This is a genomic window from Bacillus sp. SRI_025 (assembly GCF_057592095.1).
This window is the reverse complement of sequence record NZ_JBYEGB010000002.1, coordinates 799,527-815,053: the sequence shown is the minus strand read 5'-3', so window position 1 is coordinate 815,053 and position 15,527 is coordinate 799,527. Positions and strand designations below refer to the sequence as shown.

The following is a 15,527-nucleotide window of genomic DNA, read 5'->3' as shown; positions in this document are numbered from 1 at the left end:
GTCACCCTTTCTTCTACACCTGAAATGGTGTTTCACTAATTTGTAATGAGATCGCTAGTTTCCCGTCTGGCAAGTGCCCAGCTAAAAGCAGGCGGCCTTGGTCATCAAACACATAATCGGTTAATCCTTCTGCGTAAATCCAGCCGTCTTCTGTTTTCATTCCAACACGGTATGGACCTTGTCCTTTTATTTTCGCCTGTGAATAGACGACTTTCGCGTTGCGGATATACGCCACAACCGTCATATTTTGTTCGTTTACATGAGCTGAATAAGAACCAGTTGTCGTTTCAAGATGAACGAAGACTGGACGATTTAAAAACGATTCAAGATGTGCTGTGACATCTTCCGTTTGAATTGGTTTCATGAGTGGTTCCTTCCTTCATTTTGAATTAATTCTCGCAGCTTTTTTGTATGTAAGCTGATCAGCTGCAGCTGATGATCATGCTTAAGCTCACTTTCTAAAATTCTCTCAACAGCAAGCACATACTTTTGGTGTAATGATTTCCTCGCCCTCGGATGAGTTCGTGCATCAAGTAAATCATCACATATGGCCTCGTGTAAAGAAGACATATCATCAACATCAAGCTGACGATTTTTCCATAAAGATTGATAGGCGGCTGCAAGCTCATGAGCTGACGACATATGATCACCTCTACAGTTTTGGTAACAACTTATTATGACATGATCCGCCTGCAAAAAAAAGCAAACTGCTCGTTTGGCTTAATGAGAATTCGCTGTTTTTTTCATGCGTAATTGAGAGGTGGTAAACAGTAAAATCGCCACCCAAATACAAAGAAACGTCACAATTTTAGCTGCGGATAAGTGTTCGTGATAGACAAACAGCCCTAAAAACAGCGTAATTGTCGGTGCAATGTATTGCAAAATGCCCACTTGATAAAGAGGAATTCTTTTTGCGCCTTCTGAAAATAAAAGAAGCGGCACGGCTGTAAAAACACCTGCAAAAAATAAGAGACCGAGCGACCCGAAGCTGTTAGGATTCATAGTCACAACAGGGTCTTTTAAGAAAAATAATAAGTACACTAGTGCAGCCGGTGCGAGAAGCAGCGTTTCAATCGTCAAACCAATCGCGCTCGTGAAGCTCATCCTTTTTTTAATCAGACCATAAAAACCGAAGCTAAAGGCTAATAAGAAAGCAACGACAGGAAATGACCCGTATTGAACTGTTGAAAGGATCACCCCAAATGCGGCAATGAGGATGGCAATGGTTTGTAATTTATTAAGTCGTTCTTTTAAGAAAATAATCCCTAATAGAACGGATACAAGCGGATTAATATAGTACCCTAAACTTGCTTCTAGCATAAGACCATGATTGACTGCCCAAATATATACATACCAGTTGACCGAAATTAAAATAGCAGATAAAAGTAATGAAAAAAATGCTTTACCATCCAGTATGAGACCCTTTACTGTCTGCATCGCTGGGCGGACTTGTTTTAAATACAAAAGAATACCGCACATAAACACAAATGACCATACAATTCTGTGCGCTAAAATTTCGCCTGACGAAATATGCTCCATCAGCTTCCAATATAACGGGAATAAACCCCAGAGTGTAAAAGATGCTGCCGTGTAGAGAACACCTTTTGAATGCTGTTCGTTCAATGTAACCATCCCTTTCTAAATCTAACGTATATTATAGCACGCACGCTGGCGAATGGGCATATACTAATTCAGGGCATTTAGAAAGGATGATTCGCATGTTCGACTGGAACCGATTATTCCCTTTTCAAAAGCAGTTCTCAAAAGAAGCCTTAAAGAATTCAGATCCTAAAGACGTTGAGCAGTATGTCAATCAAGTCATGGAAAGTGTATTCGGCTCCAATTATCCTGCTCAGTTCCCATTTCAGGACCCCCTTTCTCAAAATCAAAAAACAAGAGAAACTGACGTCCAAAAGGAAAAAGAGCCAGAAGTCGAAGTGTTCGAGACGACTGATCATGTGTTTGTCAAAATTGAACTTGCTCGTCCAAACACAGAAAAAGTCAAAATCAAACATACAGCCAATCTGCTGTTTATTGATCATTTTCCTGAAGAAGGGGCGCAGAAAAAAGTCGTCCTCCCTGCTGCTGTGAAGCGAAAAGGAACGAAGGCGTCGTATCAAGACGGTATATTGGAAATTATGTTTTTAAAGCATGATGATCCAGGAATTTCTGAAATTGATATTCCATTATAAAAAGCCTGCTTTGGAATGGAAGCAGGCTTACTCTTTTTTCTTAATAATATGGTGGATATCCGCCGCCATAAGGTGGTGGAGCAGGCGGTGGTGGCGGGGGGTAATATGGGCGGGGATAATTAAAAATCGCACTTCCTAGAAATCCGCCAAGCAGTCCGCCGACCAAAGGAGCGCCAAAACCAAAAAACAAAGGGACTCTGGATTCATATGGCGGAATGCCAGGGGCGCCGCCTCGAAAATACGGAGTATGAGGGTACATGCATTTCTCCTCCTTTGTCATGTGCCTAACATCAGCATATTCATCAGGAGGCAAAATGTTTGGGCAAACCTGAAACTAGGCTTGCTCCTTTTTGCCATGAGTGTCTGTATACTCCCCTGCCCACCGAGATACCTCATGAAACACATCATGTAACGCATTCCCTTTTTCAGTTAAGCTGTAAATGACTTTGACAGGCGTCTCAGGCAGGACAGTCCGCTCTATAATTCCTTCTTGCTCGAGCTCTTTTAAACGCTCTGCAAGCATTTTTTGACTGATAGATGGAATCGTGTCTGTGAGGTCTTTAAAACGCTTTGGACCATCAAGCAATACATGTATAATAAGCCCATTCCACCTTTTGCCTAGGAGTAAAAAAGCTTGCTGAATGTGTGGACATAATTGGAATTCCATAAATTTCAGCCTTTCTTTTCATGATTGTTTGACAAACTAACGGTGTACAATTTAAAATATCTCTAGTTACAATAAGTAAGTTTCTCACTTTTTAGTTATTGTACCATACTATTTGCAAAAACGGGAGGAAATATCCATATGGCGACCGATCAAAAAACGATTGACATCTTAAAACAAAGAGCTTCAGTAAAAGAGTATGATACTACTCATGAAATGACAAAAGAAGAGTTAACAGAGCTTCTTGAAATCACAACAAAAGCACCATCTGCTTGGAACCTTCAACATTGGCACTTCACTGTTTTCCATAGTGCTGAAGCAAAAGCGAAGTTACTTCCAATCGCGTACAACCAAAAGCAAATATCACAAGCATCAGCTGTTATTGCAGTTCTAGGTGACCTTGAAGCTAACCAAAATGGCGAAAAAATCTACAGTGAGCTGGCTGAACAAGGCTTTATTACTGAAGACATTAAAGAAACATTGATGACTCAAATCAATGGCGCATATCAAAGTGAGCAATATGCACGAGAAGCAGCGTATTCAAATGCTTCATTAGCTGCTATGCAATTAATGATTGCGGCAAAAGCAATGGGCTATGATACGTGTGCAATGGGTGGCTTCAGTAAAGAAGCATACATCAAGGAATTCAATGTAAGCGGCCGCTACGACCCAGTGATGCTGATTTCTGTTGGTAAAGCAGCAAAAGAAGCTCATAAAAGCAATCGTTTCGACATCGAAGAAGTATCTGATTTCCTTTAAAAATTGGCAAGGTCTCAGCTTTTATGCTGGGGCTTTTTTATTTTTTTTAAATATTATTTATACATACTTTCTTTCACCTTCTCCCTCTTTACATCTTCACTCTTTCTCCTTTTTAAGAATGAAAGCGTTATATTAGTATGATATTCACCAAAATGATTGTTTTTTCTGAAAATGGTCTTGTGATCTAATCTGACAACTGCTATTATTATGAAATTACAAAATATTCAGGAGGAAATCATGAACAAAAAATTGATGCTGGCACTACTTATCGCGATTCCATTCATTGGACAGCTCGCATTACTGCCATTTGCGAATCGCATTCATCCATTTGTCATCGGCCTGCCCTTTTTCCACTTCTGGCTCTTACTATGGATTGTACTCACACCAATTTGCACATTTATCATTTATAAGATGCAACATTCAAATGGAGGAACTGACTAATGCAAGGAAATTTAACAGCTTTATTGATTACTGCAAGTATTATTTTCATCGTCGTGGTCATCGGTTTTGCCGCTGGTCGTGACAAATCATCAAGACAGTCAGTAGAAGAATGGTCTGTCGGCGGGAGAAAATTTGGCGGACTGCTTGTCTGGTTTCTCGTTGGCGCAGACTTATATACAGCTTATACCTTTTTAGGGCTTACAAGTACAGCTTATACAGCTGGAAGCGTCGCTTTTTTCGCTATTCCCTATTCAGTCCTAGCTTATTTTATTGCTTATTTCTTTTTACCGAAACTATGGACGGTAGCGAAAAGTCACAACCTTACAACACTTGCCGATTATGCACGTGAGCGGTTTGACAGCAAGCTGTTATCTAGTTTGATTGCGATTGTTGGGGTACTTATGCTGATTCCTTATATTTGTCTTCAGCTGAGCGGGATTCAAGATACGTTAACTGTCGCTGGAACTAATTATATTAATGTCAATGCAGTTGTTATCATTTCATTTATTTTAGTCGCACTTTATACATTTTTCAGTGGTATTAAAGGTCCTACATATACAGCCATTATTAAGGATATTCTCGTTTGGGTGATCATGCTGTTCATGGTGGTTTCACTGCCAATTATTCATTTTAACGGCTGGACACCGATGATGAACACGTTAGCCAAAGAAGCGCCTCAGCTTCTCACGATCCCTGAAGGCGGTCCTAAAGGCATTTTATGGTTCATTACTGCTTCAGGCGTTTCTGCCCTTGCTTTGTTTATGTGGGCACACGCGGCAACTGGGGTTTTTACAGCCAAAAGCGCAGATGCCATCCGTAAAAACAGCATGTTTTTGCCTCTTTATAATATTGTATTGATTTTGGTCATCTTCCTTGGATTTATTGCCTTTTTAGTCTTACCAGAAGATACAAATCCAAGATTTGCTCTTCTTCATTTAATTCAAACATCATATGGCGGCGTGATGCAGGGGCTCGCTTATTCAACGATTGCACTGGCTTCCCTCATTCCATGCTCCATCATGGCTATTGGCGCATCGAATTTATTTGCCAATAATTTATACCGTGACTTAATTCATCCGAATGTGTCACCTAAAAGATTGACCATCATTACACGTTCGATGGTGTTTATCGTCATCGGGCTCGCTCTTTTATTCGGGATGCTGTTCCCAACTGCACTTGTCACACTTCAGCTCATTGGTGTTTCAGGAATGGTCCAAATCTTCCCAGCCATTGCCATCAGCTTGTTCTGGAAAAAACAATCGAGAGAAGCAACGATTGCTGGGTTAGTCATTGGAATCATCGTCACCTTTACAGCGAATATCTCACAAGTCACGTTCGGCCTTTATGAAGGTTTTCTTGGTTTACTAGCAAACGTCGTAGTCATCTTGATTTTAAATCCATTCTTCCAAAAGAAGGTCACGTCCAATTCTGTCATGAATGAACTATTTGAAAAGGATAATGAAAAAACAGAAGCGATCACAAGATAAGAAAAAGCAGTCCCCTGATGAGGACTGCTTTCATCTTGTAGACAAAGTCTACAAGATTTTTTGTATAACACAATTCCAATGTACATGCTGGAGTTTTATTTTTTTACGGCATGAATGTAATGAATGGTCTCAAAAGCTGATAGGTAATCTTCTCTATTGTTAAAATACAGTTTATTAATTTTTTCAGGTGATAAATGTTCATAAATGAGTAAATCTGATTTCTCTAACACCTTTTCGATTTCAAAGTACGAAAAACATGATTTCATCGGTTCTCCGCCTATTGAAGCCATTTTCACCATATTTTCAACTCTATTAGAGGTTCCTTTTTCTTCGAATAGTTTTTCATCTGCATAATCAAAAACGATTGAACTTCCTGATGGAACCTTGGTGAATAAATAATTTATTAAGCTTGAAACTTCCTCTTTCGTTAAATAGTAAGAAACCCCTAGAAGACTAAAGAACGTCTTTTTGTTATCAAATCCTTGACCTATTAGGTTTTGATAGGACAAATTTTTGGTGAAGTCCATAGAAACAAAATGAAGATTACTTGGGATTTTTAAGTTAGCCTCGTCCAATCTTTGCTTTTTAAATTCCTGTGTAGTAGGATGATCAATTTCAAATATTTCTAAGCTGTTTTCCAATTCTGAATGTCGGAAGCTAAAAGTATCTAATCCAGCGCCAAGTATGACATATTGTCTTAATCCTAACGCTACCTCATGAAGCATTACTTTTTCGCAATACGCAGCACGTGATAAGGTTATTGGAGACAGCTGGACTTGTGTAATCCATTTTAATATTTCTTCTGTATTTCCCTCGAATTTTTGTGCGATATCTTTGTTGAAGAAATGTATGCCTTGAACCATATTTTCTTTGATGTCATTGAATTCTTTTTCAGAAATTAATTCTTTAGCTATATAATCATTAAAGATTTTAGGAGTATCAAATTGACTATGATAGGATCTAGCAAAAGCCGATATTAACGAAGTGACACTGGGCTCATCTTTCTTCATACAAACACACTCCTTTATTTTAGAACAAAAAAATAGGATTCTCCTGGCTAGGAGAATCCTATTATATATTCTAAAAATAAGAAATTAAATTATAGCATAATCACATTTTTTTGTCAAGTTTAAAACAGTCTTTTTCCATACAAATAGTAACACCTAACAGCGTTACATGGATCAAAAATGAAAGTATGCTTACTTTCATTGCCATGAATTTTAAAAGGAAGCAAACTAGACATGGAAAGACCCGTGTTCAGCATAAAACTCTATATGTTTTTATCAAAAAACCCCACTTCACTTAAAATAAAGGTTGGGTTTTTCTACAATCTTAAAGCAGTCCCCTGATGAGGACTGCTTTTTCTTTATTTCATTTCTTTTTTCAAGACTTCAATGGCTTTTTTCATTTGTGTATCGTTGTTCTTTAACTTATCTTGGATCTTTGTCATCAGAACGGTCGTTGTATCTCCTGTCAGAATACCGTCTGCCTTTAAATCGTTGTCTGTTTGGAAGCTTTTGACGATAGACTGGAATGCTTGATCGTACTCACCGTTTGCTTTTGCTTTGTAGCCGAGCGCTTGGAACATTTTTTGAGCCGCTTTGACTTCATCTCCATTGTCATTTAGCTCATACGTTTTTTTCGGGCTTAAGTACGGCAGCTTTGCATAACTTGGAAGAGCTGCTTTGACCTGTGGTTCAATTCCTTTTTTGTGAATCCAAGAACCGTCTGGAGTCAGCCATTTTGCAATGGTTAACTTGACACTAGAACCGTCATTATAGTTTTGCGCATTTTGGACAGTTCCTTTGCCGAACGTCTTTTCACCCACAATTTGAATGCCTGAAGATTGGTGCAGAGCCGCCGCCATGATTTCAGCAGCGCTGGCTGAGCCGCCATTTACAAGAACAACTGCCGGCTGATGGACTTTGCGTTCTTTTTCAGCCTTGTACACTTGTTTCTTCCCTTTTTCTTCAACTTGCATAATGACTTTCCCTTTATCGATAAAGTCATTGCTCATTTCTATGGCTTCTGTCATAATGCCGCCTGGATTATCTCTGAGGTCAATGACAAAACCTTTTGCCCCTTTTTTCTCGAGGTCATCAATCGCTTTATCCAGCTCTTTCGATGTAGTTTCAGCAAAGGACGTAATTTGGATTTCTCCTATTTTGTCTTTTGTGAGTTTTGCATACACTGTTTCAAGCGGAATCGTGTCTCTTGTGATGGTCACATCTACATTGCCCACTCCTTGACGGTTGAGATGCAGCTGGACATCCGTTCCTTTTTGTCCTCTGATGAGAGAGACGGCTTTATTGACCGACATGCCTTTGGTGCTTTTTCCATCCACTTTTAAAATATGATCATGAGGTTTCAAACCAGCTTTTTCAGCAGGAGAGCCTTTAATCGGTGCGACAATTAAAATTTGTCCATCCTTCTCTTCTACTTGTGCACCAATTCCTTCAAATGATGAAGAAATGGTGTTGTTAAATCCTTCGGCTTCCTCCTGATCCATATATGTAGAGTATGGATCATCAAGTGATGCAATCATTCCTTGGATCGCACCATCTACTAGTTTTTGATCATCCGTTTTTTCGTAATACTCATCCTTTACCTTCGTATACGCAGCCATGAGTTTACTAAACTTCTCGTCTCCAGAGACGCTGACAGCACCTTGTTTTGTGATCACAAATGTAATCGCAGAGGACAGTGCAGCAGTCACCAGAATGGCTACCACGAACTTCATTTGTTTTTTCAAAAAAACACCACCTTTATCTCCTTTCATTATTATCAAGGACGATGCTTCATCCGTCAACCAAAGGATCAACTTCTACTTGAAAAGATAAGCCATTTGCTCCTTTATTGCATAATCTTTAGAGAGGAACAGGATAAGGAAAGAAGGGATGATATGAGTGATTATGTAGAAATGCTTGCCTATTTTGGCGTATCAGGTGCCCATCCTGGCGGAATTGAGTTAACAAAAACGATGATTGAGCATATAAAACTGCCGCCTCATGCACGTATACTGGATGCCGGATGCGGTACAGGACAGACGGCCGCCTACTTAGGAAATATAGGTTATCAGGTGGAGGCCATTGATACGCATCCATTGATGATTGAAAAGGCGAACCTGCGATTCAAGCGGGAGGAACTGCCAACCCGCGCCTTAGAGGCATCCATTGAGCAGCTGCCCTTTCCAGATCAAGCGTTCTCTCTACTCATCAGTGAATCTGTTTTAAGCTTTACCAAGCTGCCTGTCGCACTTGCTGAGATCAAACGCGTCCTTGCTCCTGGCAGTCAATTGATTGCAAATGAAGCTGTGTTAAAAGCCCCTCTTACACGTGAAGAGATGGCCGTTGTTCGAGAGTTTTACGGCTTTCACTCGCTCTTGTCGCTTGAAGAATGGAAGGAGCAGTTAACAGCAGCAGGCTTCCGTGACATTCAGATTCTCTCATTCGATGAACATATGGTACAGGAGGAACCAACAGAAATGGAATTATCTGAACACATACCGCCTTCTCTTTACGAGACGCTGCAAACACACTACGATCTCATTCAAGCACACCGCAAGCAGCTAAGTCACATTCTATTTGAATGCACTGTATAAAATGAGCGAATCCCCTATATGTTTTGTCCAAACTCTATGAGGTCTCTCGCATAGGATAAGAGTGAAAAGAGTTTGTCATAAGGAGGAAAAACATGGAGCGCTACTACAAGCTTTGTCAGCAGCACATGGGGAAAGTCGCTAGAATCACTGATCGAAATGGTAGAGTACATGTCGGACGCATTGAGCGTGTGACAAACCGCAAAGTTTATATTCGTCCAGTCGGCGGGTCTCGCGGGGGCTTTGGCTTTGGCTATTGGGGCGGATATTATGGCTGGGGTGCAGCGTATGGCATCGGCCTCGGGTTCATTACCGGCTTCGCACTAGCAGGATTGTTCTTTTTTTAAAAGAAGAATAAGAGAAGGCCTCCCGAATAGCTGGGAGGCCTTTTACTTGTTTAGATTTTCTTTACTTTGTTCATGTATTCTTCAAATGTTAAATCGTGATCATGCATCGCTTTAGCGGCTTCTTTTCCCACATAGCGCAAATGCCACGGCTCATATTCGTATTTCGTAATGTCTTCTTTTCCTTTTGGATAGCGGATGATAAAACCATATTTATAGGCGTTTTTAGCCACCCATTTGCCATCTGGTGTTTCACCAAACTTTTCAGAGATCTCAAAGCCGGCACTTTTTGAGGAAATGTCCATGGCAAGACCTGTTTGATGTTCACTTTCCCCTGGTAAAGCAACTGCTTCTTGTGCTTTTTCTTTGCCTTTTAATTTGACCTCACTATCAAAAATGACTTTTTGACGGTCATAGGAGCGATAGCCAGATACTGCAGCAAGCTCGAAGTTTTCCTTTTTTGCACCTTTGAATAACTTCTCAAGCGCTTCCGCTGCTTCTTTGCGGATATACCGCTTTTCAATATCTTCCGAAAAAGAGAATTCTACTTTTGGCACAACGAGATCAGAAGGTTTATAGGTTCCTGGTAATGCATATTCTTTGTTAACAAGTGCTAGCACATTTTCAGGATTTTGAATGGTTTTCAGACCGCTCACAACCTTGATGTCATTGAAATATTCACTCTTTAACGTCAGCTCTTGATTCGATGAATCTGCCGTATCGTTTGAGTTGTGCTGGGGAGATGAACTTGCTGCGTTTTTTTGTTCGTTTGTTTTGTTTGATTCAGATGTACCGCTTTTTTGATCCAGCAACTGGCAGCCTGATAGTGCGGCTGTCAAACCAAGAATCGATGCGATTGAGAGTATTTTGTAGCTTTTCTTCATGACATACCTTCCTTTTGCTCTTCTAAAAAAATAAAGATGCGCTACGTAGTAGCACACCCTTTATACTATTATAAAACGGAGTCTAGCGCAATTAAGATCATTTCATCAAACGTTGTTTGACGCTCTTCAGCCGTTGTTTCTTCTCCTGTTAGAACATGATCACTCACTGTCAAAATGGATAACGCTTTTCGATCAAATTTTGCTGCAAGAGAATAAAGAGCGGTTGTCTCCATTTCGATCGCTAGGATACCATATTGAGCCATGAGCTCAAGTGGTTTTTCATTGTAAAATTGGTCTGCTGTAAATACATTTCCGACACGTACAGCGACATTTTTTGCTTCCGCTGTGTCATATGCTTTCTTAAGCAGGCCAAAATCGGCGCATGGCGCATAATCAATCGGCCCAAATGCCACACGGTTCATTTGTGAATCTGTTGATGATGTCTGCGCTAAAATGACGTCACGTACATTGACATCCCTTTTGATAGCTCCGCAAGATCCAACGCGGATTAAGTTTTGAACATCATAGCTTTGAATGAGTTCATTCACATAAATCGAAATAGATGGTACGCCCATCCCAGTGCCCTGTACAGAAACACGTTTTCCTTTATAGGTTCCAGTATAGCCATACATTCCGCGCACTTCGTTATAGCACTCAACATCTTCTAAATATGTATCTGCAATATATTTCGCACGAAGCGGATCGCCTGGTAGCAATACCGTTTCTGCAATTTGTCCTTTTTCTGCTCCAATATGTACACTCATTTTTTAGCCTCCACTTACGTTTACTATGTATTTTATCCTATTTATTATAAACGATAGAGCTTAAAAAAGAAAATACCAGCTGGATCTCAAGCTGGCATCATTCATCATCTATTTAGCCTATCGTCATTAGTCGTTCACTGCGTTTCCATCCTGCCGGAGAGAGCTGATAATAGCACTTCCCCTTTTTCCTATCATCAATCACAACAATATCGCCAGTTGTGATAAACCGCGCATTGTAATCATTAGGGACTGTATCATGTACATTAAATGTCGAGAATGCTTTTTCCAGTACATCAAGGTGTGTTCTGCCGCCAATCTTTGTCCGGTACACAGGCTGATGCCCACTTGCAGCGCCATATTCAGGTGTTTGATAAATGGTTAAGTGAAATGCTGAAGGTTTCTTTTGAAAAAATCTCAACGTCAATTGCATTCAAATCCCTCCCCTTTTATATAAAATTGGCTGGGATCTGTCAATTTCCTTCTTCTATTTTTGTCGAATGACAGGCAATCTTTCGTCAATCTTTTTACAAATGAGAAATAAAGCGAGTCCTATCGCAAAGCCTCCAGCGACATCTGTCAAATAATGCACGCCAATATACATCCGGCTGATGCCGATGACTAGGACGCCCAGTCCTGTGATCAAATAGACGATTTTCTGTCGTTCTTTCAGCCATGGAATCATCTCAACTAATAGATAAGCCATAAAAGGATAGATGGTGGCTGCATTCATCGAATGTCCACTCGGAAAGCTGTAATACGTTTCACCTACAAGGTGATCAAAGGCCGGACGCTCTCTAGCAAACAGCCCCTTTAATTCATGATTGATTGTTTTTTCTGTAAGATATAATAGAAAAAGCATCATGATAGAGTAGTAGCGCTTATACATAAACAATACCACACTAAAAATGAGCATGATTGGAACGAGCAGCGCGCTGATGCCAAGGTCCGTCAAAGCCAGCATGACATCATTTAAAAAAGGGAGTCTGATGCTTTCAAACCATAAGATGATCTGGTTGTCCAAATCTTGAAAAGCCCCAGATACCATGAGCGCAGCAATGGCGCCAAATAAAATGAAAAGAAATAGGATGTACACGCGAAGGATTCCCCTCCCTCTCTCTTCAGAATCTCTTCAAAGTATAGTGCCTACCACGCCTCTTCTTCAACTATCATTGCTTTTTTCAGCATATATTCAAATGTAATGTCAGCCAGCTCAAAAGTTTCAAGCTCAGCAGGTATGTACCCTCTTTTGATCAGCTCCATGTAGAAGAACTCCGCAATTTCCTCTGTATCAATCACCAAATCTGCTTCTTTCATTGCATTCCGCCTCCTTTTTTATGATGTATGAACGCCAGCTGTTTTTTATTACAGTTTGTCATAATGGCTCATTCCATACATATAAATGCAGTAAACAAAAAGAAAAGGGGCTTGAAAGAATGAAATGGTTAAGCATATTAGATGGAGAAACATTTGATCAGGTGATGGGCCGTATCTTGAGGGGATGGTTTTATGTGATTGCATTTTTCTGTGTGCCTTATTTTTTATTCGTGTTAGGACAAGTCTTTCTTTAACCAAAATGTTCGTGTAAACTTTCCAAAATAAAATCCATCATATCCTTATATTCTGGATCTTTGAAAAATTCGTAGAGAATTTTATAATCGTTATAAATATCAAGAAGCTCATCCACTATAGATACAGCGAGAAATTCAAGTGAAGCTTCGCTTTCTTGTTTCTCTTCTAGCTGCAATAGAGCCGTTTGAACCATATCTTCTTCTAACTCTTTTGAGGTTTCTCCGACGTAATGCACAAAAAGAAGCTGATGAACAAACTGATCCATCTCATATTTCCTTAAGACAAGCGTTAAATCCTCCTCTTCTGTTTCCAGCCACTCTCCGTCTTTCAGCCTCGTAAGTTCGTAAATGACATCCTCCCAGCCATCTTCAAGGTAGCGCCAAATTTCAGTCCGATGACCGATGATTTTAAATAGCTCTTTTCCGTAATCTTTTACATATACAACATCGCCAATGAGGAACTCATATTCAATGTCCAGCTTTTCTGTATCGACAATCACCCCGCTATACTCATCGTAAAGCTGAAGTGATGTTTCAAAATAAAGCACCTCATTATGATTGACCTCATATAAATAGTGCTGGTCAATTTGATGGACTTTTGTAATCGTTCCGACTGTGCCGTACATGACAACGACGACAATATCCCCTACTTGATATTTTGGTGCTTTCGCCTTCATTCTGTCTCCCCCTTGCCCGACTTTTGGTCTTAACGTATCGTATGCCGGCGCAAGGAATTCTGCATGGGCAACCACACCATGCAAAACGCCATTTTATTTCTCATAAAAAAACCGCTTCTCCCATATGGAACAAGCGGTTGTGTGTTATTTTTTTTTGACTTCTACTTCGTATTGCTCAAATGCTTCGTCAAATGTTGTCATTGAGCTTAAATAATCACCATTTAATTCTAAATAAGCACACAGCTCATGATAATCTGTGGAAGCTTTAGGAAAGCTGTGATCCTCATACGCAGCATTTGCAAAATGGCTGATTTCATCTTTCGGTTTTGGATGTCTGAACTTCATTAAATAATGGTAAAACGACTTCACCTGTTTTTCCCTCCGCGACACACTATTTTGTTGTTATATTATACAGCAATTTGATGACTTGTATAGGCGGAGGTACAACTTATGAAGAAAAGTCAAAGTAATTTCGCTTTAATAACCGCTCCATGCTCATTAATTCTTCATAGGAGATTTTTTCTGGAAGTTTTGTCTGGTCCACTAAAATTAATTGATCTTCAATCTCTTTGACCGTCTCATCCTTTTGATAGGTCATACCGCAGTGCGTGCAGGAGATGGACGGCGTTTCGATGATTTCAATTGATTGTGTGCCCGTGATCAGTTCCCAATAGACTGTTGTCTGCTCAGCATTTGCTTTGTTTTCCTCACACCAATCACATGTCAGCAAGGCTATTTCTCCTCCTTCACGGTTTGTTCTTTTTTGAGCTGCGCTTGATATTTCTTCTCTTTTAATTCATCCCGTTTTTCACGTTTGTTTTTGAGTGTGTCATGCTCAGGATTTGTCTCATATGCTTCTCTACGTTTCATTCGATTTAAATTCTCAGGCGTAAACGATCTTGCTTCATCCTCAAATAGTGCGGTAATACCAATTGCTGGTTCTTGTTTTTCTTCATAAATTTCATTGAAATACGCATCTGCCTGGCCTGCGACGTAATGCTCTGGTTCTGGATAAGAGGTGATGACACCTTCAAAGTTACGAAGGACGACTTTGTCAGGGCTTTGCGATAATAAATAATTTGGCTGTAAGGCAATTTTCCCTCCGCCTCCTGGCGCATCTACCACAAAGCTTGGCACTGCATAACCACTTGTATGTCCTCTTAAGCCTTCGATGATTTCAAGCCCTTTTGATACCGGCGTTCTAAAGTGGCCAATGCCCTCAGATAAATCACATTGATAAATATAATATGGTCTGACCCGAATCTTCACAAGGTCGTGCATCAGCTTCTTCATAATCGGCACACTGTCGTTAATACCTGCAAGGATGACGGCTTGATTCCCTACAGGGACACCGGCATTCACAAGACGTTCGCACGCTTCTTTTGCTTCTTTTGTAATTTCAATACTTGTGTTGAAGTGAGTATTCAGCCAAACTGGGTGATATTTTTTCAATATCTCGCACAGCTCATCTGTTATACGCTGCGGAAAGACAACCGGCGCGCGGGTTCCAATCCGAATGATCTCAACGTGCGGAATGTCACGTAAGTTTTTCAAAATGTATTCAAGCACTTGATCATTGATTAACAGCCCATCTCCGCCAGAAATTAACACGTCCCGCACCTCAGGTGTTTCTCTAATATATCCAATGGCAGCATCTAACTGCTTTTTCGGCACACCCATACCAATCTGACCGGAAAAACGTCTTCTCGTACAATAGCGGCAGTACATCGAGCACTGATTTGTCACAAGAAACAGCACGCGATCTGGATACCTGTGTGTGAGCCCCGGGACAGGTGAGTCCTCATCTTCATGCAGCGGGTCTTCCAGATCATATTTTGTTTTATGAAGCTCTTCTGCAATTGGCACAGATTGCATACGTATTGGACATCTTGGATCGTCTGGATTCATCAGTGAGGCATAGTAGGGTGTAATGTTGAGTGGAATGGTTTTGGTGGAAATCTTCACCCCTTCTCGTTCCTCTTCTGTTAAGTTTACGATTTTTTCTAAATCCTCAAGCGTTTTCACGGTATGCGTCAGCTGCCAAATCCAGTCGTTCCACTTTTCCTCAGGTACATCCTTCCAAAGCTCTATGTCCTTCCAGTGACGCGCCGGTTCATACAATTTCTGATTCATATCCATTCCCCCTATC

General features: G+C 40.4%; 23 protein-coding genes. 7 read left to right on the top strand and 16 right to left on the bottom strand.

The features are described from left to right. Positions 1–13 precede the first annotated feature (13 nt). The 3 genes from AC20OE_RS09300 to rarD all read right to left on the bottom strand — a co-directional run bounded on the left by AC20OE_RS09300 (position 14) and on the right by rarD (position 1,632). Positions 14–364: a YojF family protein gene (locus AC20OE_RS09300; protein WP_008359999.1), complete on the bottom strand. Its 351-nt coding sequence runs from the start codon at positions 362–364 to the stop codon at positions 14–16. Next, positions 361–642: a hypothetical protein gene (locus AC20OE_RS09295; RefSeq protein WP_024428326.1), complete on the bottom strand. Its 282-nt coding sequence runs from the start codon at positions 640–642 to the stop codon at positions 361–363. The genes AC20OE_RS09300 and AC20OE_RS09295 overlap by 4 nt, the downstream gene beginning before the upstream one ends. A 78-nt stretch (positions 643–720) precedes the next feature. Then, positions 721–1,632, bottom strand: coding sequence for an EamA family transporter RarD (gene rarD / locus AC20OE_RS09290; protein WP_257218388.1), 912 nt, complete (start codon positions 1,630–1,632; stop codon positions 721–723). 86 nt (positions 1,633–1,718) lie between these two features. Here rarD and AC20OE_RS09285 point away from each other — a divergent pair, with 86 nt between their 5' ends. After that, positions 1,719–2,192 carry an Hsp20/alpha crystallin family protein gene (locus AC20OE_RS09285; protein WP_039179316.1) on the top strand — a complete coding sequence of 158 codons (474 nt, stop codon included), beginning with the start codon at positions 1,719–1,721 and terminating at the stop codon, positions 2,190–2,192. A gap of 40 nt (positions 2,193–2,232) precedes the next feature. On the opposite strand, the gene AC20OE_RS09280 is transcribed toward AC20OE_RS09285, so the two are convergent. Next, positions 2,233–2,451 carry a hypothetical protein gene (locus tag AC20OE_RS09280; RefSeq protein ID WP_024422697.1) on the bottom strand — a complete coding sequence of 73 codons (219 nt, stop codon included), beginning with the start codon at positions 2,449–2,451 and terminating at the stop codon, positions 2,233–2,235. 75 nt (positions 2,452–2,526) lie between these two features. Then, positions 2,527–2,859, bottom strand: a complete 333-nt coding sequence (locus AC20OE_RS09275; protein WP_059375539.1) for a winged helix-turn-helix transcriptional regulator — start codon at positions 2,857–2,859, stop codon at positions 2,527–2,529. A gap of 138 nt (positions 2,860–2,997) precedes the next feature. Here AC20OE_RS09275 and AC20OE_RS09270 point away from each other — a divergent pair, with 138 nt between their 5' ends. From AC20OE_RS09270 to AC20OE_RS09260, 3 genes are all read left to right on the top strand, one after another. Further along, the gene (locus AC20OE_RS09270; protein WP_058838910.1) at positions 2,998–3,615 is read left to right on the top strand and encodes a nitroreductase family protein; all 618 of its coding nucleotides are present in this window, start codon (positions 2,998–3,000) and stop codon (positions 3,613–3,615) included. A 237-nt stretch (positions 3,616–3,852) separates the two neighbouring features. Beyond that, positions 3,853–4,056 carry a DUF3311 domain-containing protein gene (locus tag AC20OE_RS09265; protein ID WP_024422700.1) on the top strand — a complete coding sequence of 68 codons (204 nt, stop codon included), beginning with the start codon at positions 3,853–3,855 and terminating at the stop codon, positions 4,054–4,056. After that, positions 4,056–5,543 carry a sodium:solute symporter family protein gene (locus AC20OE_RS09260; RefSeq protein WP_059375541.1) on the top strand — a complete coding sequence of 496 codons (1,488 nt, stop codon included), beginning with the start codon at positions 4,056–4,058 and terminating at the stop codon, positions 5,541–5,543. Before AC20OE_RS09265 ends, AC20OE_RS09260 begins: the two co-directional genes overlap by 1 nt. A gap of 95 nt (positions 5,544–5,638) precedes the next feature. Here AC20OE_RS09260 and AC20OE_RS09255 read toward each other — a convergent pair whose 3' ends face one another. Together AC20OE_RS09255 and AC20OE_RS09250 are read right to left on the bottom strand one after the other, a co-directional pair. After that, complete coding sequence (locus AC20OE_RS09255) at positions 5,639–6,553, bottom strand: class I SAM-dependent methyltransferase (RefSeq protein WP_059375543.1); 915 nt, start codon at positions 6,551–6,553, stop codon at positions 5,639–5,641. 356 nt (positions 6,554–6,909) lie between these two features. After that, positions 6,910–8,295, bottom strand: coding sequence for a S41 family peptidase (locus tag AC20OE_RS09250; protein WP_099663397.1), 1,386 nt, complete (start codon positions 8,293–8,295; stop codon positions 6,910–6,912). Between the two features lie 150 nt (positions 8,296–8,445). Between AC20OE_RS09250 and AC20OE_RS09245 the strand changes: the two genes are divergently transcribed. Both AC20OE_RS09245 and AC20OE_RS09240 read left to right on the top strand, forming a co-directional pair. Next, positions 8,446–9,144, top strand: coding sequence for a class I SAM-dependent methyltransferase (locus tag AC20OE_RS09245; protein ID WP_099663396.1), 699 nt, complete (start codon positions 8,446–8,448; stop codon positions 9,142–9,144). Positions 9,145–9,236: 92 nt separating this feature from the next. Beyond that, positions 9,237–9,488: a hypothetical protein gene (locus AC20OE_RS09240; RefSeq protein ID WP_024422704.1), complete on the top strand. Its 252-nt coding sequence runs from the start codon at positions 9,237–9,239 to the stop codon at positions 9,486–9,488. 50 nt (positions 9,489–9,538) lie between these two features. Here the strand turns inward: AC20OE_RS09240 and AC20OE_RS09235 are convergent, their stop codons facing one another. The 5 genes from AC20OE_RS09235 to AC20OE_RS09215 all read right to left on the bottom strand — a co-directional run bounded on the left by AC20OE_RS09235 (position 9,539) and on the right by AC20OE_RS09215 (position 12,447). Continuing rightward, entirely contained in the window at positions 9,539–10,369 is an 831-nt protein-coding gene (locus AC20OE_RS09235; protein ID WP_039179330.1) for a M15 family metallopeptidase, read from the bottom strand. A gap of 68 nt (positions 10,370–10,437) precedes the next feature. Then, on the bottom strand, positions 10,438–11,133 hold the full coding sequence (deoD, locus tag AC20OE_RS09230) for a purine-nucleoside phosphorylase (protein ID WP_012010274.1): 696 nt from the start codon (positions 11,131–11,133) through the stop codon (positions 10,438–10,440). Positions 11,134–11,245: 112 nt separating this feature from the next. Continuing rightward, positions 11,246–11,563 carry a YodL domain-containing protein gene (locus AC20OE_RS09225; RefSeq protein WP_039179333.1) on the bottom strand — a complete coding sequence of 106 codons (318 nt, stop codon included), beginning with the start codon at positions 11,561–11,563 and terminating at the stop codon, positions 11,246–11,248. A gap of 54 nt (positions 11,564–11,617) precedes the next feature. Further along, entirely contained in the window at positions 11,618–12,226 is a 609-nt protein-coding gene (locus AC20OE_RS09220) for a phosphatase PAP2 family protein (protein WP_058838907.1), read from the bottom strand. A gap of 50 nt (positions 12,227–12,276) precedes the next feature. Then, positions 12,277–12,447 carry a YozD family protein gene (locus tag AC20OE_RS09215; RefSeq protein WP_064497481.1) on the bottom strand — a complete coding sequence of 57 codons (171 nt, stop codon included), beginning with the start codon at positions 12,445–12,447 and terminating at the stop codon, positions 12,277–12,279. A 119-nt stretch (positions 12,448–12,566) separates the two neighbouring features. On the opposite strand from AC20OE_RS09215, the gene AC20OE_RS09210 reads away from it, so the two are divergent. Beyond that, entirely contained in the window at positions 12,567–12,701 is a 135-nt protein-coding gene (locus AC20OE_RS09210; RefSeq protein WP_255290989.1) for a hypothetical protein, read from the top strand. On the opposite strand, the gene AC20OE_RS09205 is transcribed toward AC20OE_RS09210, so the two are convergent. From AC20OE_RS09205 to kamA, 4 genes are all read right to left on the bottom strand, one after another. Continuing rightward, positions 12,698–13,378 carry a hypothetical protein gene (locus AC20OE_RS09205; RefSeq protein ID WP_039179337.1) on the bottom strand — a complete coding sequence of 227 codons (681 nt, stop codon included), beginning with the start codon at positions 13,376–13,378 and terminating at the stop codon, positions 12,698–12,700. The two genes, AC20OE_RS09210 and AC20OE_RS09205, sit on opposite strands and share 4 nt — an antisense overlap. A 144-nt stretch (positions 13,379–13,522) precedes the next feature. Then, positions 13,523–13,747: a YozE family protein gene (locus tag AC20OE_RS09200; protein ID WP_024422709.1), complete on the bottom strand. Its 225-nt coding sequence runs from the start codon at positions 13,745–13,747 to the stop codon at positions 13,523–13,525. A 79-nt stretch (positions 13,748–13,826) separates the two neighbouring features. Next, positions 13,827–14,108 carry a YokU family protein gene (locus tag AC20OE_RS09195; RefSeq protein ID WP_012010281.1) on the bottom strand — a complete coding sequence of 94 codons (282 nt, stop codon included), beginning with the start codon at positions 14,106–14,108 and terminating at the stop codon, positions 13,827–13,829. A gap of 2 nt (positions 14,109–14,110) precedes the next feature. Continuing rightward, the gene (kamA, locus tag AC20OE_RS09190) at positions 14,111–15,511 is read right to left on the bottom strand and encodes a lysine 2,3-aminomutase (RefSeq protein ID WP_047203279.1); all 1,401 of its coding nucleotides are present in this window, start codon (positions 15,509–15,511) and stop codon (positions 14,111–14,113) included. Positions 15,512–15,527 lie beyond the last annotated feature (16 nt).